The following is a 21,296-nucleotide window of genomic DNA, read 5'->3' as shown; positions in this document are numbered from 1 at the left end:
AGACTTCAATAAAATGTGCATGAAAAAATAGCTAATAGAGATATTGTTCTGGAATATAAAATCCTCTAAAAACTAAAGTAGAGTGAATTTCTGAAATATTTTGTATTGTGTAATATATAAGTTTAAGTATTTCTTTTGTTTTTATTTTTTGAATTTTGTTCTTGGCGATATATAAAAACAAATAATTCTCAGAAATTAATGTAGGAATCAGTTGGCTAAAAAAATATTTCTATTGGTGAAAACTTAGCGACCAATTATAGTGTTGAACTGATAGCTTACTGCAAAGCTTGAAAACTGTAGGTTAGATGTTCATTCCCATATTGTAGGCCTCCGTAAGCTTTTCGTTGCCCTCGATTGTACGTGGAGCATCTACACCTCCACAGAATAAAGTTCCTGCAAGACGGCTCTCAGGATAACAGTCAATCCATCCTGTCAGACCACTTATTGCACGTTGCGGAGTTTCCGGTTCGGTTTCAGCGGCTGTTGTAAGCATATATACGTCGCGGAATTTGTAATCCAGATTGTACATGGCATTCATGCGGTCAATCAGAACTTTCATCTGTCCGCTCATCTCATAGTAGTAGATAGGTGTGGCCCATACTATGACATCAGCATTAAGAACTTTCTGCATTATGTCATTTACGTCGTCGTTGATTACGCATTTGCCTAATTTCTGACATGCCAGACATCCTCGGCAGAATCGGATATCCTTGTTGATGAGTGAAATCTTTTCTACTTCGTTTCCTGATTTCAGTGCTCCTTCGATAAACTTGTCTGCCATCATGTCGCTGTTGGAACCGGCACGCAGACTTGTAGAAATAACAATAACTTTCTTCATATATCTTACATCATTAACATTATTCTGCCGGCTTCCTTCGTGAATATCTCTGGGAAACGGCAAATAATGGCATAAACTTGTTTGCTTGTTACTGGTTGGTTGTCTTTTCGTATATGTAATCCCGAGCGGTTTATAGCTTCTGCTATCTGATCGGTAGTCATACCACCTTTCCGTTTTGTCAATATATATACGATGGCCTCCTCAATCTTCATAATGCGTCTAGTCCCCACATGTCGTTTAGCATTGAGATGGCTGAATGTGAACGGAACACTTTCTCACGGAAAGAGATTATACCGTCTTTTGAAACCTTGTCCTCGAATGAATTGACCAGAAAATCAGCTTCAAGCAGAATGCGATGGTCTATGGATATAACATCCGTGTATGTGTGATGGTGGGCTATCAGCCAGCATATTCTTTCTCTTTGACTTTCATTGAAACCGGACACTTCTTTCAGAATCTTTCTGGCTTCATCCGGACCAAGTTCCTCCTGATGTTTTCCGCAGCAGTTTCCAAATCTCGCTTCAGCAGCATGAATACCTATGTCATGGAGAATGGCTGCGGCTTCAAGAACAAAAAGTTCATCCGCTCCAAGTCCTTCTTCGATACCTATAGTACGTGCGAAATTATGTACTTTTACCAGATGCTGAATACGTGGTACGTCTCCACAATCATATTTTATCATTGCCCTCATCAGACGGGCCAAAGTAGTTTGTTCTGTCATAATATTACTAATTTTTGAAATAAATAATCTGTATTGGATATCTGTGTCATTATCGTTTTGTAACTGTAATCATGAATGTTACAGCTACGATAGCGATGGATATTCCTAAAATAATGTTTGTAGTAAGCGGCTCATCAAACATAAAAGTGCCAACTACGATTGCTGTTATAGGTTCGAATACACCGAGAACAGATGCCTTTGTCGCACCGATGTTGCGTGAGGCGATGGCTAAAGTAGCAGTCGAAACAATTGTCGGCAGAATTGCCAGGCCTATAAGGTTGAACCAGTCTGTCCATGCAGTGATTCCTGCTGTTATAGCGATACCGGAGAATATGATTTTTCCAATGAATACAATCGCCCCCACTGTAAGAGTATAGAATGTAAGTAATGTATTTGAAATTCCTGCAATCGCCTTATTACGGTTGATTATGATGATGAAAAGTGCGTAAACCAATGCAGATGCTATAGAAAGCAGTATGCCTATAGGGTTAATAGTCTGTGTGCCGTCACTTTGTGCCATAATGACTACTCCTCCAAATGTGGCTATAATGGCAAGCCATACCGGCCATGACGGAACTACCTTCAAGAATACCATTATGATTGCCACAAGAACAGGGTAGAGAAATACAAGTGTGGTAGCCAGTCCTGACGCAATATATTCGTATGCCTCGAAGAGGAATACACTGCTCGATGTGTAAAGTAGTCCGAGAATAAATAATATACCAATCTGCTTACATGAAATTTTGAAGCTTTGTTTACGTATCATCAGGAATAAACCTAGAATAAGAACCGCAAAAAAGTATCTGAAGAAAAGTATAGATTCTGTTGCGGTACCGTTTTTCATCAGTGGAACCGCGAACAATGGATTTAATCCGTAGGTTATACCGGTAATAATTCCTGCCGGATAGCCTATAATGGCATTTTTGCTTAGTTTCTTCATGTGTTGGTTATATGTAATTGTTATTGGGGTGCAAAATTAATCAATCATATATCTGTAAACAAATTATTTTCTGTAAATGTATTTTGCCAAACCGTAGATGTACCTTCTGAATCCGGGACGGTATCTAAGCAGACGTTCGAACCATTTCAGATGATGGCTTGTAATACGTACGGCCCATCCTACATAGTACATTGCGAATAATGTACCTACTCCAATGATGTGCCATTGCCATTTTCCGAAGAATATATAGCAGAAGATAATGCCGAGAAGAACTAGTGAGATATCTACCGCTATCTTAATCTTTGGAAACTCGATACCGGTTACTTTGCTGATGGCTACAGGAAAACCTTCGCCAGGCATGGTTACACTGCCGCATCTGACCTCAAGTGCGACACCTATAGCCAGAATCATGCATCCGGCGAATTGTGATATGGCTTTTTCAAAAAAAGCTGTTGGTTGCAACCATGAAATAATATGCATGTTCAAGTCTATCAGCATGCCGAATACGAATCCTACCAACAACTGAAACAGTTGAACCGGATCGAACTGTCGTCGGAGTACTCCCACTTGTCCAACTACCAGTAGGGCGTTCATTATGAAAGTATATTGTCCGATTGTAAGTGCCGGAGTAAGCCCGTCTGTTCCGGCATCATGAAATGCATATGGCAGAACGCTGATAACACTGGCTCCTAACATACTTTTTACGCAAAGGGAAATTCCTAGAGTCATTATGTACAAGGCTATAAAAAGAAGTACATGTTGCCAAACAAAGGATATAATTTTATCTTTTCTCGTCATTTTAAATATATTTTTATTACTTGAAAAATTCGTGTGCAAAAGTACTAAAAGCCTATAAATGGTGAATATAAAAACAGCAAATAGTTCCTATGTTTAAAATCGGAAGTGACGGATAACATAAGATAGCACTAAAAAAGCTATACCATTATAGTTAACTTTGTATATAAGAGAAAAACAATATTAACCAATAACGATATAGCTTATGAAGTGTGTACAAAGTAACAAATTAGATTTTAGTGGACAAAATATTTACGTAGGAATTGATGTCCACTTGAAAAGTTGGTCGGTTGCAATTTTGTCAGAGCACAGTGTTCTGAAGCGATTCAGCCAAAGTCCCGAACCGGAAGCGTTGCACAAGTATCTTGTCAGCAATTATCCTGGAGCCAATTACTTCTCTGTTTATGAAGCCGGCTTCTGCGGCTTTTGGATACACGAGAGACTGACAGATTTGGGCATAACCAACATAGTAGTCAATCCTGCCGATGTACCGACTATGAGTAAGGAAAAACTTCGCAAGACAGATGCCGTTGACTGCAACAAGCTGGCTCGTGAATTACGTTCCGGTTCATTGGTTGGAATATACGTTCCCGGAGTGGAAACTCTGGAACTTCGTTCTTTGATAAGGATGAGAAACCTGATAGTAAAAGACAGCACCCGTGCGAAGAACCGCATCAAGTCTCTTCTTCGTTTTCATGGCGTAGAGATACCGGAAGAGTTTACCCGCTGCTCCGTTGGCTGTTGGTCCAAACGCTTCCTTTCCTGGTTACAGGCTCTTGAATTGTCTACAGAATATGGCAAGAAGACACTTGAACTTCATCTTGAGCAGTTCATCCGTCTTCGTAAGATGCTTCTGCAGGAGACACGTGCCATCCGTGAGATTTCACGTAAAACTCCTTTTGAGAAGCCGATACGCCTTCTGACTTCTGTTCCCGGAATAGGCGTTACTACAGCTGCCACCCTGATGGTTGAGCTTGATGATATAGTGCGTTTTAAGAATGCTGACCATCTGGCTTCTTTCATCGGTCTGGTACCAATGTGCCATTCGAGCGGTGAAAGTAACGGCACAGGGGATATAACTATACGCCGACATTTTATGCTTCGGTGTCTTTTGATTGAAGCTGCATGGATTGCAATCCGTAAGGATCCTGCAATGACTGTATCCTATACGGAATACCGTAAACGTATGAATCCACAGAAATCAATTGTAAAGATAGCCAGACGGCTTGTAAACAGAATATACTATGTACTCAAACATGAAAAGGAATATATACCGTGTGTTGTCAAATGATACAGAATCCTATAAGGTAAAACAGCTTTCTTTTGAGGGAAATACTATCATATTTATGCGGCTTTGAAGTCCGCTCAAAATAGTTTGTAGCCCTCATTAATGGTTTGACTGATAAAGGAACTTGCAGCCCCTTATGCGGTGTCTGCTGTGGAAAGTTTGTTTTACCATAGGATTATGGTTAGGTTTTCTTAGCCATATCAGACGATATCAGTAATACAAAAAGAGAGGCGTGTGACCGCCTCCCCAAGTAGCATTACTGCGTACCGTCAGGATGCTTATTGCTGGTAGGTTGCTCCTCAGCAGAGCCTACTTCCTCTTAACATCCTGATACAAAGGTATAAAACTAAAGTTAATTATTAATGAATTATCCAACTTTGTTTGGATTTTAAATGGAAAAAAAGATATGAAAAAAAACTTTGCCGGTGAATACTCAAATACGATAATCCGTATCTTTGCACGACTTTTAAAGGTAAGAAGAAAACAATGGATGCAATCGTTACACAGATGATTATTCTGTTTATTTTGGTAATCATCGGTTATTATCTGAGTAAGAAAAAAATGATGGATGCGGATTTTGACCGCAAACTTTCTGGACTGGTTATCAATGTGACTTGTCCGAGTCTGATACTTTCGTCGGTGATGGGTGACACACTCCCTGCTAAGGAAAAGATTCTTCCTTTGCTCGTGGTAGGTTTTGCTACATATGTTATTCTCATTGGACTGGCTTTTCTGCTTCCACGCTATTTGCCTGTCAAATCATCCGACCGAGGCATTTATAGTTTTATGCTGGCATTTGGTAATGTAGGTTTTATAGGATATCCTATTGTGGCTTCAATTTTCGGAGCCAGTGCGGTATTCTATGCAAGTATTCTTAATTTTCCAAGTACTCTATTGATATTTGTGTTCGGGACATTGTTCATATCCGGCGGTCAGGGAAAAATGCGTTTTGACTGGCGTACTCTCTATTGTCCTGCCATGATTGCATCATATCTTTCTATTCTGATTGTGGTAACCGGCTGGGTACCACCACGTGTAATCAGCACTCCATTCATACTGCTTGGAAATGTGACTGTACCTGCAGCATTACTCATTATAGGCTCGTCAATTGCGCGTGTGCCTGTCCGTCGTATGTTTGGCAATACGGCTATTTACATTATGTCTGTTCTGCGTCTGATGCTTGTTCCGCTTCTAATTCTGTATTTATCGCGTCTATGTAGAATAGACGAAACCATAGCCAATATAAATGTTGTGCTTGCAGCTATGCCTGTTGCTTCGTATGGCACCTTGTTTTGTATCCAGTATCAGAAAGGGGAAGTAATTATGGCAGAAGGCACATTTCTTACGACCTTACTCTCAGTGCTGAGTATTCCGCTGCTGACGATGTTTCTGTAGGTGTAAACTAAACTTCTCAAATACAAAATATTTCATCTGCAAAATTTATCTTGTCCGTAATTCCATATGTATAGATTTAGGTTGTCAATGTAAAATTAGAACATTTTATTTGATACTTTGTTACTCGTTCTACTGCTAGTAACAAATCATTAACCCAATATACAAACAAAAGAAAAAACAGCAAATAAAAAAATAAATATTTGCTGTCTTTTTTATGCCTTTATATTAGTGTGATTAATTACTTTTTCTTATTTGTTTTCAGTAACAAAATAAGGCTTCACTTTCCGATGCAGTATGTGTATATCGTTGATTATCAATAGTATAGCACTCTAGAAGGTACAACCAGCAGGTTGGCAAGTATCTGAGAATGTGTAAGTTAGTGATTTTTAGCACCATTCTCGGCTTGTACCTCCATTTTGGAAAGTAAAAGTAAGTGTAATTTCTTGAATATCAAAATGTGCGGTACAAAAACTTGTGAAAAATGGCGTTTTTTGATGAGAAAAGGTACAAAATGGCTCTGAAACCGAGCGGGACATTATGATTATTTTGCGAAGTATTCAGTCTTCAATCAATAGGCATAAATCGGGTCCTGAAACGAGATTTCACCAGCCTTATTATCCAATATATCATTCTTGATAAGGACTGCATTTGAACGGAATATTGAGGTTGTTGAAGAGATTTGATAGCGATGCATCACTTCGGTCGAACTGATGGCCTTTTCGCCGGCAATAAGAGCTTTAAATAGTTCAATTGCTGAGTGGTCAGTGTTTCGGTGATTGTTACAAACAACAGACCTATGTGACAGCAGTCGCTATTTTTAAGATTGCCTTAGTAGTAATATTCTGAATAGAAAAGGAAGTATTATTTCTTTTACTATTCAAATTATTGCTATATTTGCAGTATGGATAGAAAATTAACTGAAATAGGAACCATTCCAGTAACGACTTCAATCATTGAATCGTTGTATCCGGAACTTAAGTCTGCTGACAAGAAAGTAACCTGGCTCGAAAAGCAAGGGATTATCATCAGATTGAAGCGAGGACTTTATGTGATCAACCCAGAACATTCAGGAAAGACTTTATCGAGTGAGTTGATTGCCAATCATCTCTATGCACCTTCGTATATTTCAATGTCTACTGCACTACGATATTATGGACTTATCCCCGAGGCTGTATATGTTCATCAATCAATGACGGTAAAGCACTCGCGTAGCTTTCAAACTCCGGTCGGCTGTTATGACTACAAACATATCTCAAAAATGGTATTTCCAATAGGAGTAAGGAGTATGTATAAGGATAATTATGCTTTTCTTATTGCATCACCGGAAAAGGCTTTGTGTGATTTGATTGCCAATTCCTCAAAAGTCATTCTTCGCTATATGAAGGATGTAGAGATATATCTTAAGCAGGATATTCGTATGGATATGGATGAGTTCCATAAGATGGACGCAACTATATTTGAAGATTATATCAATGTGGGCAAAAAGGCTGATTCAATTTCGACACTTTTAAAATTCTTAAGACGATGAAAAATGAAATATTCGACAATATGCTCTCCCGTTATGACCTGACGACGGAGCAACATAAGAGAAACGCCATATTTGAAGTTAACCAACAAATGATACTTGCAGGCCTATATGCTGGAGGTTTCTTTGAGTCGGCTGCGTTCTATGGCGGAACTTGCCTGAGAATCTTTCATGGTTTGCAGCGTTTCAGTGAGGATATGGATTTTTCACTGCTTACGCAAGATGACAAGTTCGATTTTACGAAATACTTCCCTGCTATCATTGACGCCTTTGCAATGGTAGGTCGTGAGGTTGAAATAAAGAAAAAAGACAAGAGGAATTTCGGAAAGGTCGAATCGGCATTTCTTAAAGATAATACCGATGTGTATGATGTGACTTTCCAAACAGAGAAATCTATAAAGATAAAGATAGAAGTAGATACTTGCCCACCGTTGAACTTCAAGACGGAACAGAAGCTATTGCTTCAGCCATATTCATTTATGACCCGTTGTTTTACACTTCCCGACTTGTTTGCAGGCAAGATGCACGCCTTAGTATATCGTGCGTGGAAGAACAGAGTAAAAGGTCGTGATTGGTACGACTTTGAATGGTATGTACGCCATAATATTCCACTTGATTTTGCTCATTTGGCAGAACGATGCAAGCAGTTCAACAATGAGAATATCACTCCAGAGTTATTCAAGGAGAAACTCATTGAGCGTCTCTCTTCAGCTGATATAAAACAAGTGAAAGAAGATGTATTGCCTTTCATGCGCAATCCAAAGGAACTTGATATTTGGTCAAATGATTATTTCGTGCAGTTGGCAGGGATGGTAAGAATTGAATAATACAACATTAAGCTTTCTCCAAGAAATAACTACTAAAGTATTTATAGCTTTAGTAAGCCTGCACCTTTTCTTATTGGCGAAAGCAATCCAAGTACGGTTACACTTTTCCATAGTTTTATTATTTTGCAAAATATTCAGTCTTTAACCAATAGGCATAAATCGGATCCTGGAATGAGATTTCGCCGGCCTTATTATCCAATATGTCATTCTTGATAAGGGCAGCCTTTGAACGGGATATTGAGGTTGTTGAAGAGATTTGATAGCGATGCATCACTTCAGTCGAACTGATGGCCTTTTCGCCGGCTATAAGGGCTTTAAGATAATTCAGTTGCTGTGTGGTAAGTGTTTCGGTGATTGTTACAAACAACAGACTTAACTGCTCTACCAATGCCGTGTGTGCCTCGCTCACAATCTCAACGGTACATACATCCTTTGTTCTGAGCCATGAAAGCTGTGGCAACTGCTGTGCGTAGTATGGATGGCTGTCTACAAGCTTCGCAATCAAATGGCTTGCTTCATCGTTTATATTTTTGCCGGTATCAGCGAAACGACTCTTGAAAAATTCCACAAGGCAAGGTGTCTCAATCTTATTGAGAAACATCAGGGTGCCGAACTTGTAGAATGGTTTGGATGAGTCGGTAAACACTTCCATCATCATGTGGCGCTTGCTGCCATAGAGACAATAGGCCACACTCTGGTGCAGCTGCCAATGTGAACGCAACTTTTTCTGGAAATAGTCTGGGTCTGTAAATTCCGAGATATTTTGGAACTCATCTACGCAAATCACGATTTTCAGGCCCTTCTTCCTGGCAATCTTTTCGGCAAGATCGAGCACTTCGTCGGGATTACGCTTTACCTCCTCCCAATCAAAATCGATTGAAACCTCGTTCGTTGAGTCTGTAACGATTGAAATCTTGGGAACAAGATGCGAAAAGAAACTCTTCGCACTCTCGATTGCTTCCTCCCATTTTGTGGAAGTGGCGGCAATTACTTTTTGGGCGAGCAGCGAATAGAAATACTCCTCGCTACACACATTGAAAAGATCGATATGACAGATTCGGAGGTTGCTGTTCTGCGCCATCGCTAATTTTGCGGCTTTATTTACAAGCGAACTTTTACCCCAGCTACGAGGAGAGATAATAATGGTATTGATTAACGATGTGAAGTACTGGACCAAGTAAGTCGTTTCTTTTTCACGATCACAAAAATCTTTTCCAGTAGCGATTATTCCATAAATAAAAGGAACTTCCATATCACTCTATTTTTGATTGTAGTGCTAATATAGCACAAAAATGTAACTACAAAAAGTGTATATACATTTATTGTAGTATTTTGCTGATTGGTGTTGTCTATACATCAATATCAGGATAAAAGTTGTACAATCATAATGAGTTTCGCTTTCCAGTAAGAAACAATATATTGTTTGTTATAGGTGAAATACAAACCCTACGAATAATATAATAGCATTTAATGTCTTAACGTCCAATGATGTGGTCAAGCAGATTACGGTAAGAGTAAATTCGAAAATTTATTCCTGTAACACATCATAAAATAAAGTAAAACCGCTAAATTTGTATATTATATGATAGGTTGAACTATGATAAAAAAATACGATGGGTACCAAGTTGCCAAGAAAACTGGAGCAGAAGATGTAGATTGTGGGTAGGTTCACAACAAGAGTAAATTAGTGAAATTATCAACTTAAGAATAGAAATATGAAATATAAAAAAAGCCTTTTAGATAGTTTTTTAGAGCAACGGATAAACGATAATGCAAAAGAGTTAAAGCATACACTCAATGAAACATTGGAAATGGAACAAAATTGTCTCGAACAAATACGTCAAAGTATAAGTCATTGCAAGGATAATATTGCTGCTTGTGAAAAACAAATAAAAAAATGCAGTCCGGCTTCTTTGGCTATCCTCGAAACAAAGAAATCTGCATTTAAAGACAATCTACTCATATGGAATACAATGGGGCATATTCAAATGGCCAGTATTGAAATGAAAGAATATTTGAAGCGATTGTCTGTTGACGGTATTGATGAATGGGAACAGCGAGATGTTATTAAATCAGTATATACGGCGATATATGAAACTTCAAAAAAGTTGGTTGATGCTACTGCCGAGATTTTCAAATTTATCAAACGTTGTTTTCCGAATTATGACTATAGAATATTTACTGATGTACGAAAAGAACTTACTAAATTTAGAGAGTCGAATGCTTCTGAATTAACTCGCGTTAGAAATACGATAGATGCTCATAGAGATGTGGAAGTAAGTGTTCAAATTGAAGTTATAGAAGGATTGCATTTAGCTAATGCCGTGCAATTAATTGTTGAGTACGAAGGTATTATTAATAAACGGGGTAACGAAACAAGTCCGATTAAAGAATTGGGGTTAAAAAGATTACAAGCATGCTTCTAATTTCGAAGATACATGCTGAATACAAAAAATATGCTGTAATGCATTATAAAATAAAAAAGATTATTATATGATATATTGAGCTATGACAAAAAGTACGATGGGTACCAAGCTGCCAAGAAAATTAGAGCAGAAGATGCAGGTAGTAGGCGAGCAGATCAGGCTGGCCAGATTGCGCAGAAATCTCAGTATCGCTCAGATTGCCGAACGTGCCACTTGTTCCCCCCTCACGGTTTCGCGCATAGAGAAAGGAGTGCCGACAGTGGCTATAGGTATTTATCTCAGAGTGCTTTATGCGCTTCAATTAGATGACGATATTCTTCTGCTTGCAAAAGAAGATGCCATGGGAAAAGCCTTACAAGATTTGTGTCTTAAGAAACGAGAAAGGGCATCCAAAAAGAGATAGGTTATAAAAGAGCTTCGTTTACTTGTCGATCTTGATTGTTGAAAGAATCAAGGTTAATTAGAAAGGTGAGCTAAGAGTCCCTTTGTCGCTTTGACAACTATGGATTTTACTATAATAATGAATGACTTCTTGCTAAGTTGCTAACACTAATTAAATTGTAAATCTCTATCAGAATGTACATTTACTATGAATTGGTTGTGTTTATTGAAGAAAAACAATAACTTTGCCTTATAATTTAATTTCTTAAAGATGGAAGGTAAGAAAATAAATCGGTTGAAATTAGTTTTGGTCGAGAAGAAGCGGACTGGTGTTTGGTTAGCGCAAGAATTAGGCGTTTCTCCTGTGACAATCAGTAAGTGGTGCTCAAATATAACTCAACCGTCACTTTTAACTCTTAGTAGGATTGCAGATTTGTTAGAGATTGATCCTAGAGTTTTATTAAATGGTAAAGAATAATATGGATAGTTCATATAGTCAAATAGTTGCACTCATCTGGAATATCGCAGATGATGTTTTGAGGGATGTCTTTCTTAGAGGACAGTATCGTGATGTGATATTACCTATGGTTGTTTTGCGCCGTCTTGATGCACTTTTGGAACCAACGAAAGAAGACGTAGAGGAAGAAATAAAAGAAAGTGGAATTGATAATATAGACGAAGGAGTCTTGAAAGACATTACAGGGCTCAGTTACTTTAATACAAGTAAGTGGACCCTCAACCGTTTGAAGTCTCAGGCTTCGGATAATAATGATATTTTATACGATAACTTTGTAGAATATCTGAACGGTTATAGTGAGAATGTCCGTGATGTGCTTCGTAACTTTGAATATTACACTAAAGCACGAAAATTGGCCGACAATGACAGACTGCTTTCCATTATTGAGCGTATAACTGATCCGAGAATTAATCTAACAGATAAGAATACTATCGATCCTGATGGCTTGCCTTTACCGGCACTAACCAATGTGGGTATGGGAACTGTCTTTGAGGAACTGCTTCGTCGATTCAATGAGGAAAATAATGAGGAAGCGGGAGAACACTTTACACCAAGAGATGCGATTTCTCTTTTGGCGCATTTGGTCTTTGAACCCGTAAAGGAGGACCTTCCTAAGATTATAACACTATATGATCCGGCATGTGGTTCAGGTGGTATGCTAACCGAAAGTCGTGAATATTTACTTGATTTAGGAGTACGAAGTGCTGCTATTCAGCTATCTGGTACAGAAATAAACCCTGAGACGTATGCCATCTGTAAATCCGACCTTATCATAAAAGGTGTGGACCCAAGCGGCATACATTGGGGTAATACAATTACAGATAATAGCTTTTCAGACAAGTCTTTCGGATATATGATAACTAATCCACCTTATGGTAAATCATGGAAGGAGGATAAAAAGAAAATATATCATGAAAAGATGCTTCTTGACCATCGTTTCGAACTGACCCTTACCAATTATATCGGTGAAGAAGAAGTTTTAGATTCTACACCACGTACATCAGATGGACAGTTGCTTTTCCTTTTGGAAGAAGTTGATAAGATGAAACCTCTAGAATTTCAACCACAGGGAAGTCGTATAGCTTCTATTCATAATGGATCGTCTTTATTTACAGGTGATGCTGGTAGTGGAGAGAGTAATATACGTCGTTATCTTATTGAAAAAGATTTGGTTGAAGCTATCATACAATTACCTAACAATATCTTTTACAATACGGGTATTTCTACTTATGTATGGATGTTGACCAACAAAAAAAAGGATAACAGAAAAGGAAAGGTGCAGCTTATAGATGCTTCACAAGCTTTTGAGAAACTAAGAAAGAATCAAGGCTCGAGAAATTGCACAATTGAGCCTTATCGTACGGATATTTTAAGGGTCTATACAGATTTTGTTGAACAAGAAGCTAACGAGGAACTGAAAGTAGGGTCTAAGATTTTCGACGACGACGATTTCCGTTATTACAATGTAACAATCGAACGTCCGTTGCGTCTTCGCTGTCAGTTTAATTCGTTAAAGATTGATGAAATGCTTTATGATAGCAGTGATATTGAAGTAAGTAAGTGGTTGTATAATACTTATAAGGATAGAGTTTTTTCTGGTTTGGATTCTGAAATTCCAGCTATAAAAGAATATCTGAATGATCAGGAGATTAAGATAACTGATAAGAAACTAAATAAACTCATTTCTGCAAAGGCATGGAAAGACCGTCAGCGATTGATGAATGCTGCTAAAGTCTTAATGAAGGATATGGGTACGGATGTTTATATGGATTATAATCTATTCTCCGCCAAAGTGAATGCTACCGCTAAGGAGCTGAAACTTGAAACAAGTGCTGCCGAATTGAAAACTATATGCAGAGCGATGTCTGTAACAGATTCGAAAGCGACGCCTGTTGTAAAGAAAGAGCATAAGGCTAATAGTAAGGATGTCGTAAAGCTTGTGGAAGCTTACGGTGTACCAGAAGATAAACTCTCTGATTATGGCTATCATTCAGTAAAAAAAGGCATGTATGTGGAATTTGAATCCGATAGTGAACTTCGTGATAGTGAAAAAATACCGGTAAAAGAAGATATCTACGATTATTTCCAATGTGAAGTTCGTCCATACGTGGAAGATGCATGGATTAATCTGACACAGATTAAGATAGGATGTGAAATATCTTTCAATAAGTATTTTTATAAGCCAACACCTTTACGTTCACTTAAAGAGAATGAACAGGACATTATTGCTTTGGATGAGCAAAGTCAAGGCTATATTAAATCGCTATTCGAACTGATGTAAGTATGGAAAGATATAGTGAATACAAGGATAGTGGTGCACAGTGGCTTGGTAAAATTCCAAAACATTGGGATGTTATTAAGGCTAAATATCTGTGGAATGAAGTGTTTTCTTTTTCAGAAAATGGTTCAGAAAATTTATTGTCTGTATCTCAGTATGATGGGGTAACACAAGCTAAGAATGAATCTAGGAGTGAATCTCTTAAAGGTTATAAGAAAGTAGTAAAAGACAATCTGGTTATAAATATCATGCTTGCTTGGATGGGTGGCCTTGGCGTTTCAGAATATAATGGCATCGTTAGTCCTGCATATTGCGTATATGGATTGAAAAAGGCTGCAAATCCCAGATTCATGCATTATTTGTATAAAACGCCGATGTATTTGGCTGAATTTGCGAGACATTCGACTGGTGTAATACCTTCACGTTGGCGTATGTACACGGATGATTTTGGACAAGTTCTGACTCTTATTCCACCAATAGATGAGCAAGATAAAATTGTTTCTTATCTCGATAAAGTCACATCAAAGATTGATGAAGCAATCGCCCAGCAACAAAAGATGATAGATTTGTTGAATGAGCGCAAACAGATAATTATCAATAATGCAGTAACCCAAGGGCTTAATCCAGATGCTCCAATGAAAGATAGTGGCATTGATTGGATTGGCGAGATTCCTGAGCATTGGGAATTAAAGAAGTTAAAATATATTTGTAAAGCATTTGGGCGAATTGGTTTTAGAGGATATTCTACAACTGATCTGGTAAATGAAGGTGAGGGCTGTATTACTTTAAGTCCTTCTAATATGGTTTCAGGTCATATGTGCTATGATTCTTGTACATATTTGTCTTGGGAAAAATATGAGGAATCTCCTGAAATAAAAATATATAATGGTGATATTTTATTTGTAAAAACAGGTTCGACTTATGGGAAGTCTTCTTTAGTTGAAGATTTGCCCATGAAGGCAACTATAAATCCTCAGTTGTTGGTCTTAAAAAATATTTCATGTTCTACGGAATATTTATCATATGTATTACAAGGAAAATCAATTAAATATCAAATAGAAACTTCTGTTATTGGAGGAACTATACCAACTATTTCTCAAAGTAAAATTTTAAACTATATAATTACTTATCCAACAATAGCTGAACAAGTCAAAATTGTTGCGTATATAAAAGATATGATATTACCCATTGACAATGCTATAGACATAGCAAATAGACAGATAACCCTCCTTCAAGAGCGTAAGCAAATAATAATCAATGATGTAGTAATCGGAAAAGTGAAAGTATCATGAATAATTCATATTACATATTAGCAAAAGAGGCTATCCAGATAGAACGGCTACATATTTGTACATGGGAATTTCCTAATGCCGATTCATATATAGAGTTTGGTATGGAATTTTCTTATAGAAGTTTTACAAATGATACTTTAAACGTTTGGTTATCTGTCCCTTTTATTAAGGAGAACGATGATGTAAAATGTTTATTGAAGAATTTGGCTGATAGCGCAAACAGTCGCTTTATCTTTAATAATATAGTAAGTGGGATTAGTAATATCGGAGCCGATTCTCGAGATGGAAGTATCTTGCATTTTGAGGGACGTGATTCGTTGACTATTTTACCTTGTAAGATAGACGTTTCAAGTGGTCTTCTAAAGTTTACTCTTAATAAGCCTAATAGATATGAAGGTAATTTATATTTTAGAGTTATAGTAAAACATAATGGAACAATTGCGATAAAAAAATCAGGAATTGGCCAAAATACATATATATATGACCTGAAAATTAATGAAACTCGTAATTTACCAGAAGACATATATCATTTGAAATCAAATGAAAATTTGCAGATTTGTCAAATTCAAAATCTGTTCTGTCTACACTCTGTCCCTGATGATTTTGAGTTTAGTTTTATTGATTCTTCTAAGCTTAAAAACATTAGAAAACTAGAAACAGAAGCCTTCAAAAAATATCTTCCAGATGTGAAGGATATAGGTAAAGATTGCTATAACATAATGTTCCTAAAAGATTGTGGTAAAGAAAGTTATTCCCTGTTTACTACATGTTCTGAAGAAACTATTGGAACTAAGCAAATTTCACTTGCAATAGCTACAAATATATTATGCAGTCTACTTTTCTTTGTATATAGTGTTAGAACTGGAATTAAGAAGGGTGAGGTATGGTATATTCAAATGCCATGGGAAGGTATAATTGCTTTATTAGGGCTAATTGTGCTATGTCGATATTTATTTATTTCACATAAAAAGAAAAAATAGTATGAAAGCCTTATTAGATACCAATATTATTATTCATAGAGAGGCAAATAAAATTGTGTCTCAAGATATCGGTATTCTTTATCGCTGGTTGGATAGAGGGAAATATACAAAATGTATTCATTCTGCAACCATTGAAGAGATAAAGAAAAATCCCAATAAAGAAACGGTTAAGCTTTTCTTGATAAAATTAGACAGTTATGAGACAATAGAGATACCTTCACCTATACAAGATGAAGTAAAAAAGATCTCTGAAAGCTATGATCGTACGGAAAATGACTTAATTGATACTTCTTTGTTGAATGAAGTATTTGTCGGACGTGTGGATATATTAATCACTGAAGACAAAAAAATTCATAAAAAAGCTAATGCTTTAGGGATTCAAGACAAGGTTTATACGATAGATTCTTTCTTGGAAAGAACTTTTGCAGAACACCCTGATTTAGTTAATTATAAAGTTCTTAATGTCCAAAAAATAAAATTTGGACAGCTCAGTCTTGAAGATTCTTTTTTTGATAGTTTAAAAGCTGATTATATTGGCTTTGATAAATGGTTCATAAAAAAATATGATAATGAGGCATATATTACTATAAATTCAAATAATGGGATGCTTTTGTCTTTCCTCTATTTAAAGGTGGAAGATGAAAATGAAAGTTATATGGATATAACCCCTATGTTCTCGCCTAAAAAACGATTAAAAATTGGTACTTTCAAAGTTATAAGTAACGGTTTTAGGTTAGGTGAAAGATTTATTAAGATAATTTTTGATAATGCTTTGAAAAATCATGTTCAAGAAATATATGTAACCATTTATGATAAACGTCCTGAACAAAGACGATTAATTGAATTATTGGAACAATGGGGATTCACTTTGTGGGGGAAGAAGAATGAAGAACTGGTATATATTAGGAACTTCTCACCTAAATATGATGTAAAGGATATTAAAGGCTGCTTCCCTTATATTTCAAGAGAGCAGCAAGCATATATAGTCCCTATATATCCTAAATATCATACAGAACTTCTTCCAGATTCTATTTTAAATACAGAATCACCGCAAGAGTTTATTGAAGATTTTCCTCATCGTAACAGTATTAATAAAGTATATGTCTCAAGGGCTCTTGAACCTTATCCGGAAGTTGGAGACATTTTAATTTTCTATCGTACGGGAGGATTATATAAAAGTGTTATTACTACGATAGGAGTAGTGCAGGAACTTAAATTTGAGTTTAAAGATGAAGAAGATTTTATTTCATATTGTCGAAAAAAAAGTGTTTACCCAGAACAGGAGTTGAGGAACATGTGGAAGTATTCGATAAGACATCCTTTTGTTGTAAACTTTTTGTATGTATATTCTTTCCCGCATAGAATCAATATGCAAAAATTGATAGATCTAAAAGTTTTATCAGGCATAAACGATGCACCAAGAGGATTCAAACCGATAACAAAAGAACAATTTGAAATTATTTTGAAAGAGACAAAGAGTGATGAAAGTTTTATTATCAATTAAACCTGAATTCGTAGAGAGGATTTTTGATGGGAGTAAAAAGTATGAATATCGTAAAATGTTATTCAAAAGAAATGATATAAATGTGGTTGTTATCTATGCATCTGCTCCAGTCAAACGCGTTGTTGGTGAATTTAGGATAAAAGATATATTTTCGGAAAGTGTGGATGTTTTATGGGAGAGAACAAAAGAATATTCTGGTATATCGAGAGAATATTATTTGTCATATTTCCAACATAAAAATATTGCAAATGCAATAGAAATAGGTAAGATTAAAAAATATAAAAAGATGAAAATGCTCTCTGACTATAATATTGCCCAGGCACCACAATCTTTTTGTTATATATCAGATTAGAATTAAAAATATGAACAAGACAAACGAACAAGCTTTTGAAGCTTTGATAGAAAAGGCGCTTGTTGGCACAACATTAGAAGAACGTCAACAAACAGGTGTTAATGATATTGATGCACAGTCTCCAGACTTAGATAAATATTATTGGGGGCTGCCGAAGGATATGTCCGACAAGAAGTATGCTTTTGATATGCGTCGTTTGTGGTCGTTCTTGAGGACAACCCAACAAAATATTATAGATGAATATAAAGGAAAAAACATTGAAAACGAACTTCCTAAGCAACTTTCGAAAGCAATTGATACATTTGGTATTATTGAGGTACTAAGGAAAGGTGTAGATATAGACAATATTCATGTCACAATGTTTTATCCGAAACCATCACCTGCCGATAGTCAATTATCAAAAGAAAAATATATTCAAAACCAATTCTCCGTGACCCGTCAGCAGACCTTTTCTGTTAGTAATCCAGGCTTGGAGATTGATATGGTGTTGTATGTAAATGGTCTGCCGTTATTTACATTTGAATTCAAGAATCCATGGACACATCAGACTGCCAAATATGATGGTCAAAAACAATATAAAGAGGAGCGGAATCCGAAGGAAACACTTTTGAAATTCGGTCGATGTCTTGCCCATTTTACAATGGATAAGAACGAAGTATATTTCACCACTAAATTGAATTCGGGCAAAACCTTTTTTATGCCATTCAATCAAGGTCTGCCCGATGGACAGGGAGCAGGAAATCCAGTTAATCCTAATGGGGGATATAAAACCGCATATATGTGGGAGAAGGTCCTGCAAAAAGATATTGTGGCAGACATAATTATGAATTATGTGCTATTTGATTATGGTGAAGCAAAGACTCAAAAGAAGGTTCCTCATATCATGTCCAATGCCAAAAAACTTATATTTCCACGTTTTCATCAGCTTGATGTGGTTAGTAAATTGATTATTGATGTAGCAAAAGTTGGCGTTGGTAAAACTTATTTGATTGAACATTCGGCCGGTTCAGGAAAATCAAATTCAATAACATGGTTGGCATACAAACTTATAGATGTTTGTCCTGTTACGATGGATGCAGTTCGTGCAAAGACACTAGATTCGCGTTTGTATGATTCTGTGATTATCGTTACAGACCGTAGATTGTTGGACAAGCAGATAACAGACAATATTAAGGCTTTTGGTAAGAGTGAAAAAATTGTAGCTCATGCTGATACCTCCAAAGACCTGAAAAAAGCCATTGAAGATGGAAAGCGAATAATTATTACAACTATCCAGAAATTCCCTTATATATGTGATTCTATATCGGATGTGAGCGAACATAATTTTGCTATTATCATTGACGAGGCACATAGTTCGCAGTCTGGTATAGCTGCTGATAGTGTGAATAAAACAATTCAGAAGGACATGGATTGTGAAGGGGCAGATACAGACGAACTTTTGGAAAAACTGATGAAAGATCGTAAAATGAGTACAAACTGTTCTTACTTTGCATTTACAGCAACTCCAAAGAAGGAAACACTTGAAAGATTTGGTTCAGAGGATAAAGACGGAAAATTCCATCCATTCCATCTTTATAGTATGAAACAGGCTATTGAAGAAGGATTTATTCTTGATGTGTTGTCTAACTATACGACATATAAAAGTTATTATGAACTGACAAAAAGTATTGAGGATAATCCTGAATATAATAATGAAAAAGCCCAAAAGTTGCTCCGCAGAGCTGTAGAGCGAGAACCTAGGACTATAGAAGCCAAAGCTGAGATTATGCTGACACATTTTGATGCTAAGATATTCCGTAACCATAAGCTGAAAGGAAAGGCAAAAGCTCTGGTGGTGACTAAAGATATTGAGTGTGCGATTTTATATTATAAGGCACTCCAGAAGTTGGTGGAGGCAAGGAAACTTCCTTATAAGATATTGATAGCATTTTCTGGAGAGAAACAGATTATAGACAAAAGCATTGGATATGATACCCCAATATATAATACAAATAACATACAAGCTGCAGAACCTTGTGGAGATTATTATGTTACACGCCGCTATACAGAGGCAGAAATGAATGGATTTCCTGATACTCAAACAGCTGAAAAATTCGAGTCAGATGATTATCGTATTTTGGTCGTTGCCAACAAATATCTGACAGGATTTGACCAACCGAAGTTGTGTGCTATGTATATTGATAAGCCTTTAGATGGCGTGTTGGCTGTTCAAGCTTTATCACGTCTTAATCGGGCAGCTCCTGACCTGGGTAAGCTTAGCGAAGATTTATTTGTTCTCGACTTCTATAATAAAATAGAGGATATAAAAGAAGCTTTTGACCCTTTTTATACTGCCACAACTTTATCAGAAGCTACAAATGTGAATGTACTTCATGAATTAAAAGCTACATTGCTTGGAATGGGTGTATTCGATATGGACGAAGTGAATGAGTTCATCGATTTGTATATTCGTGGAGAAGAAGCTGACAAATGGGCTCCTATTATTGATGTTGCTGCACAACGATTTAATTCAGAAATTGAATGGGCTGAAAATGGGAAAGCTGATTTTAAGATGAAATGCAAGCAATTTGTTAAGGTTTATTCCAAAGCAGCTGCTATTATGAGTTATGAAGTCAAGGATTGGGAAAAATTATTCTGGTTTTTACGTTTCCTAATACCTGAACTTTATATTGAACCCAATGGCGGTAATGATATAAAAGACTTGCTTGATTATGTCGATTTAAATACATATGGCTTACGTCGTACCGTTTTGAATGAGACAATTAAGCTTGATGCTGGAGAAACGGTAATTGACCCTAACAAACCTATAATGGTAAATGCTGGAGGAGAAGATGATGAGCCTAAAGATCCATTGGATATAATTCTTAAAGATTTTAATGAACGATGGTTTAAAGGATGGGATGCTACGCCTGATGATCAGAAAGCAAAATTGATAAGCATTACAAAAGCTGTAACGGAGGATGAAGATTATCAGACTCTTGTTGTGGGTAATCCTGATAAGCAGGCTGTCGATGAAGCAATGGCTACTATAATCGATCGAATTATCCGAAAAAAACGTAAAGGTGATATGTCTTTATACAAGGAATATCAACAGAACGATGGTTTTAAATATAATCTGCGTAATCTGATTAATCGAATGCTAGGCGATCTCGACTATGTAAAATGAATGTATGTAAGTAAAATAATTTTATCTACAGAAAAGAAGACGAGGTTAACTCAAAAGCATGAGTAAGCCTC

Annotated in this window: 19 protein-coding genes; 13 read left to right on the top strand and 6 right to left on the bottom strand. The window is 36.6% G+C overall.

The window, feature by feature from the left end:
* Positions 1–301 precede the first annotated feature (301 nt).
* The 5 genes from NW213_RS10625 to NW213_RS10605 form a co-directional block, all read right to left on the bottom strand.
* Positions 302–838, bottom strand: a complete 537-nt coding sequence (locus NW213_RS10625; RefSeq protein WP_258322740.1) for a flavodoxin family protein — start codon at positions 836–838, stop codon at positions 302–304.
* Positions 839–843: 5 nt separating this feature from the next.
* The gene (locus tag NW213_RS10620) at positions 844–1,050 is read right to left on the bottom strand and encodes a hypothetical protein (RefSeq protein WP_258322739.1); all 207 of its coding nucleotides are present in this window, start codon (positions 1,048–1,050) and stop codon (positions 844–846) included.
* Positions 1,047–1,559 carry an HD domain-containing protein gene (locus NW213_RS10615; RefSeq protein ID WP_235340244.1) on the bottom strand — a complete coding sequence of 171 codons (513 nt, stop codon included), beginning with the start codon at positions 1,557–1,559 and terminating at the stop codon, positions 1,047–1,049. The genes NW213_RS10620 and NW213_RS10615 overlap by 4 nt, the downstream gene beginning before the upstream one ends.
* A 49-nt stretch (positions 1,560–1,608) precedes the next feature.
* A complete protein-coding gene (locus tag NW213_RS10610; protein WP_204393403.1) occupies positions 1,609–2,499 on the bottom strand; it encodes a DMT family transporter in 891 nt (296 codons plus the stop codon).
* A 63-nt stretch (positions 2,500–2,562) separates the two neighbouring features.
* Positions 2,563–3,297, bottom strand: coding sequence for a YitT family protein (locus tag NW213_RS10605; protein ID WP_258322738.1), 735 nt, complete (start codon positions 3,295–3,297; stop codon positions 2,563–2,565).
* A gap of 202 nt (positions 3,298–3,499) precedes the next feature.
* Between NW213_RS10605 and NW213_RS10600 the strand changes: the two genes are divergently transcribed.
* The 4 genes from NW213_RS10600 (at position 3,500) to NW213_RS10585 (ending at position 8,329) form a co-directional block, all read left to right on the top strand.
* Positions 3,500–4,585 carry an IS110 family transposase gene (locus NW213_RS10600; RefSeq protein ID WP_154045073.1) on the top strand — a complete coding sequence of 362 codons (1,086 nt, stop codon included), beginning with the start codon at positions 3,500–3,502 and terminating at the stop codon, positions 4,583–4,585.
* A gap of 483 nt (positions 4,586–5,068) precedes the next feature.
* Positions 5,069–5,977, top strand: coding sequence for an AEC family transporter (locus NW213_RS10595; protein ID WP_154042630.1), 909 nt, complete (start codon positions 5,069–5,071; stop codon positions 5,975–5,977).
* A 901-nt stretch (positions 5,978–6,878) separates the two neighbouring features.
* Positions 6,879–7,505: a hypothetical protein gene (locus tag NW213_RS10590; RefSeq protein WP_258322737.1), complete on the top strand. Its 627-nt coding sequence runs from the start codon at positions 6,879–6,881 to the stop codon at positions 7,503–7,505.
* Entirely contained in the window at positions 7,502–8,329 is an 828-nt protein-coding gene (locus NW213_RS10585; RefSeq protein ID WP_258322736.1) for a nucleotidyl transferase AbiEii/AbiGii toxin family protein, read from the top strand. Before NW213_RS10590 ends, NW213_RS10585 begins: the two co-directional genes overlap by 4 nt.
* A gap of 118 nt (positions 8,330–8,447) precedes the next feature.
* Here the strand turns inward: NW213_RS10585 and NW213_RS10580 are convergent, their stop codons facing one another.
* Positions 8,448–9,581, bottom strand: a complete 1,134-nt coding sequence (locus NW213_RS10580) for an ATP-binding protein (protein ID WP_258322735.1) — start codon at positions 9,579–9,581, stop codon at positions 8,448–8,450.
* A 463-nt stretch (positions 9,582–10,044) separates the two neighbouring features.
* Between NW213_RS10580 and NW213_RS10575 the strand changes: the two genes are divergently transcribed.
* The 9 genes from NW213_RS10575 to NW213_RS10535 all read left to right on the top strand — a co-directional run bounded on the left by NW213_RS10575 (position 10,045) and on the right by NW213_RS10535 (position 21,225).
* Positions 10,045–10,755, top strand: a complete 711-nt coding sequence (locus NW213_RS10575) for a hypothetical protein (RefSeq protein ID WP_258322734.1) — start codon at positions 10,045–10,047, stop codon at positions 10,753–10,755.
* Between the two features lie 82 nt (positions 10,756–10,837).
* Entirely contained in the window at positions 10,838–11,158 is a 321-nt protein-coding gene (locus NW213_RS10570) for a helix-turn-helix domain-containing protein (RefSeq protein WP_258322733.1), read from the top strand.
* A gap of 249 nt (positions 11,159–11,407) precedes the next feature.
* The gene (locus NW213_RS10565; protein ID WP_013616568.1) at positions 11,408–11,614 is read left to right on the top strand and encodes a helix-turn-helix transcriptional regulator; all 207 of its coding nucleotides are present in this window, start codon (positions 11,408–11,410) and stop codon (positions 11,612–11,614) included.
* Position 11,615: 1 nt separating this feature from the next.
* Positions 11,616–13,934 (top strand): class I SAM-dependent DNA methyltransferase, encoded by a 2,319-nt coding sequence (locus tag NW213_RS10560; protein WP_258322732.1) that lies wholly within the window; start codon positions 11,616–11,618, stop codon positions 13,932–13,934.
* 2 nt (positions 13,935–13,936) lie between these two features.
* Positions 13,937–15,223, top strand: a complete 1,287-nt coding sequence (locus tag NW213_RS10555) for a restriction endonuclease subunit S (RefSeq protein ID WP_258322731.1) — start codon at positions 13,937–13,939, stop codon at positions 15,221–15,223.
* Positions 15,220–16,203: a hypothetical protein gene (locus tag NW213_RS10550; RefSeq protein WP_258322730.1), complete on the top strand. Its 984-nt coding sequence runs from the start codon at positions 15,220–15,222 to the stop codon at positions 16,201–16,203. Before NW213_RS10555 ends, NW213_RS10550 begins: the two co-directional genes overlap by 4 nt.
* A 1-nt stretch (position 16,204) precedes the next feature.
* Positions 16,205–17,707 (top strand): PIN domain-containing protein, encoded by a 1,503-nt coding sequence (locus NW213_RS10545; RefSeq protein WP_258322729.1) that lies wholly within the window; start codon positions 16,205–16,207, stop codon positions 17,705–17,707.
* Positions 17,685–18,059, top strand: a complete 375-nt coding sequence (locus NW213_RS10540) for an ASCH domain-containing protein (RefSeq protein WP_013616573.1) — start codon at positions 17,685–17,687, stop codon at positions 18,057–18,059. Before NW213_RS10545 ends, NW213_RS10540 begins: the two co-directional genes overlap by 23 nt.
* 10 nt (positions 18,060–18,069) lie before the next feature.
* Positions 18,070–21,225, top strand: coding sequence for a type I restriction endonuclease subunit R (locus NW213_RS10535; RefSeq protein WP_258322728.1), 3,156 nt, complete (start codon positions 18,070–18,072; stop codon positions 21,223–21,225).
* Positions 21,226–21,296 lie beyond the last annotated feature (71 nt).

The organism is Bacteroides sp. ET336, from assembly GCF_024733815.1.
GTDB classification, from domain to species: domain Bacteria; phylum Bacteroidota; class Bacteroidia; order Bacteroidales; family Bacteroidaceae; genus Phocaeicola; species Phocaeicola cellulolyticus.
The sequence above is the reverse complement of the archived record's forward strand: the minus strand, read 5'-3'. Positions and strand labels throughout refer to the sequence as shown.

Bases quoted from the DNA above. Each gene is read 5' to 3' on its own strand.
- NW213_RS10625 (WP_258322740.1), bottom strand. From the start codon at position 838: ATGAAGAAAGTTATTGTTATTTCTACAAGTCTGCGTGCCGGTTCCAAC.
- NW213_RS10620 (WP_258322739.1), bottom strand. From the start codon at position 1,050: ATGAAGATTGAGGAGGCCATCGTATATATATTGACAAAACGGAAAGGT.
- NW213_RS10615 (WP_235340244.1), bottom strand. From the start codon at position 1,559: ATGACAGAACAAACTACTTTGGCCCGTCTGATGAGGGCAATGATAAAA.
- NW213_RS10610 (WP_204393403.1), bottom strand. From the start codon at position 2,499: ATGAAGAAACTAAGCAAAAATGCCATTATAGGCTATCCGGCAGGAATT.
- NW213_RS10605 (WP_258322738.1), bottom strand. From the start codon at position 3,297: ATGACGAGAAAAGATAAAATTATATCCTTTGTTTGGCAACATGTACTT.
- NW213_RS10600 (WP_154045073.1), top strand. From the start codon at position 3,500: ATGAAGTGTGTACAAAGTAACAAATTAGATTTTAGTGGACAAAATATT.
- NW213_RS10595 (WP_154042630.1), top strand. From the start codon at position 5,069: ATGGATGCAATCGTTACACAGATGATTATTCTGTTTATTTTGGTAATC.
- NW213_RS10590 (WP_258322737.1), top strand. From the start codon at position 6,879: ATGGATAGAAAATTAACTGAAATAGGAACCATTCCAGTAACGACTTCA.
- NW213_RS10585 (WP_258322736.1), top strand. From the start codon at position 7,502: ATGAAAAATGAAATATTCGACAATATGCTCTCCCGTTATGACCTGACG.
- NW213_RS10580 (WP_258322735.1), bottom strand. From the start codon at position 9,581: ATGGAAGTTCCTTTTATTTATGGAATAATCGCTACTGGAAAAGATTTT.
- NW213_RS10575 (WP_258322734.1), top strand. From the start codon at position 10,045: ATGAAATATAAAAAAAGCCTTTTAGATAGTTTTTTAGAGCAACGGATA.
- NW213_RS10570 (WP_258322733.1), top strand. From the start codon at position 10,838: ATGACAAAAAGTACGATGGGTACCAAGCTGCCAAGAAAATTAGAGCAG.
- NW213_RS10565 (WP_013616568.1), top strand. From the start codon at position 11,408: ATGGAAGGTAAGAAAATAAATCGGTTGAAATTAGTTTTGGTCGAGAAG.
- NW213_RS10560 (WP_258322732.1), top strand. From the start codon at position 11,616: ATGGATAGTTCATATAGTCAAATAGTTGCACTCATCTGGAATATCGCA.
- NW213_RS10555 (WP_258322731.1), top strand. From the start codon at position 13,937: ATGGAAAGATATAGTGAATACAAGGATAGTGGTGCACAGTGGCTTGGT.
- NW213_RS10550 (WP_258322730.1), top strand. From the start codon at position 15,220: ATGAATAATTCATATTACATATTAGCAAAAGAGGCTATCCAGATAGAA.
- NW213_RS10545 (WP_258322729.1), top strand. From the start codon at position 16,205: ATGAAAGCCTTATTAGATACCAATATTATTATTCATAGAGAGGCAAAT.
- NW213_RS10540 (WP_013616573.1), top strand. From the start codon at position 17,685: ATGAAAGTTTTATTATCAATTAAACCTGAATTCGTAGAGAGGATTTTT.
- NW213_RS10535 (WP_258322728.1), top strand. From the start codon at position 18,070: ATGAACAAGACAAACGAACAAGCTTTTGAAGCTTTGATAGAAAAGGCG.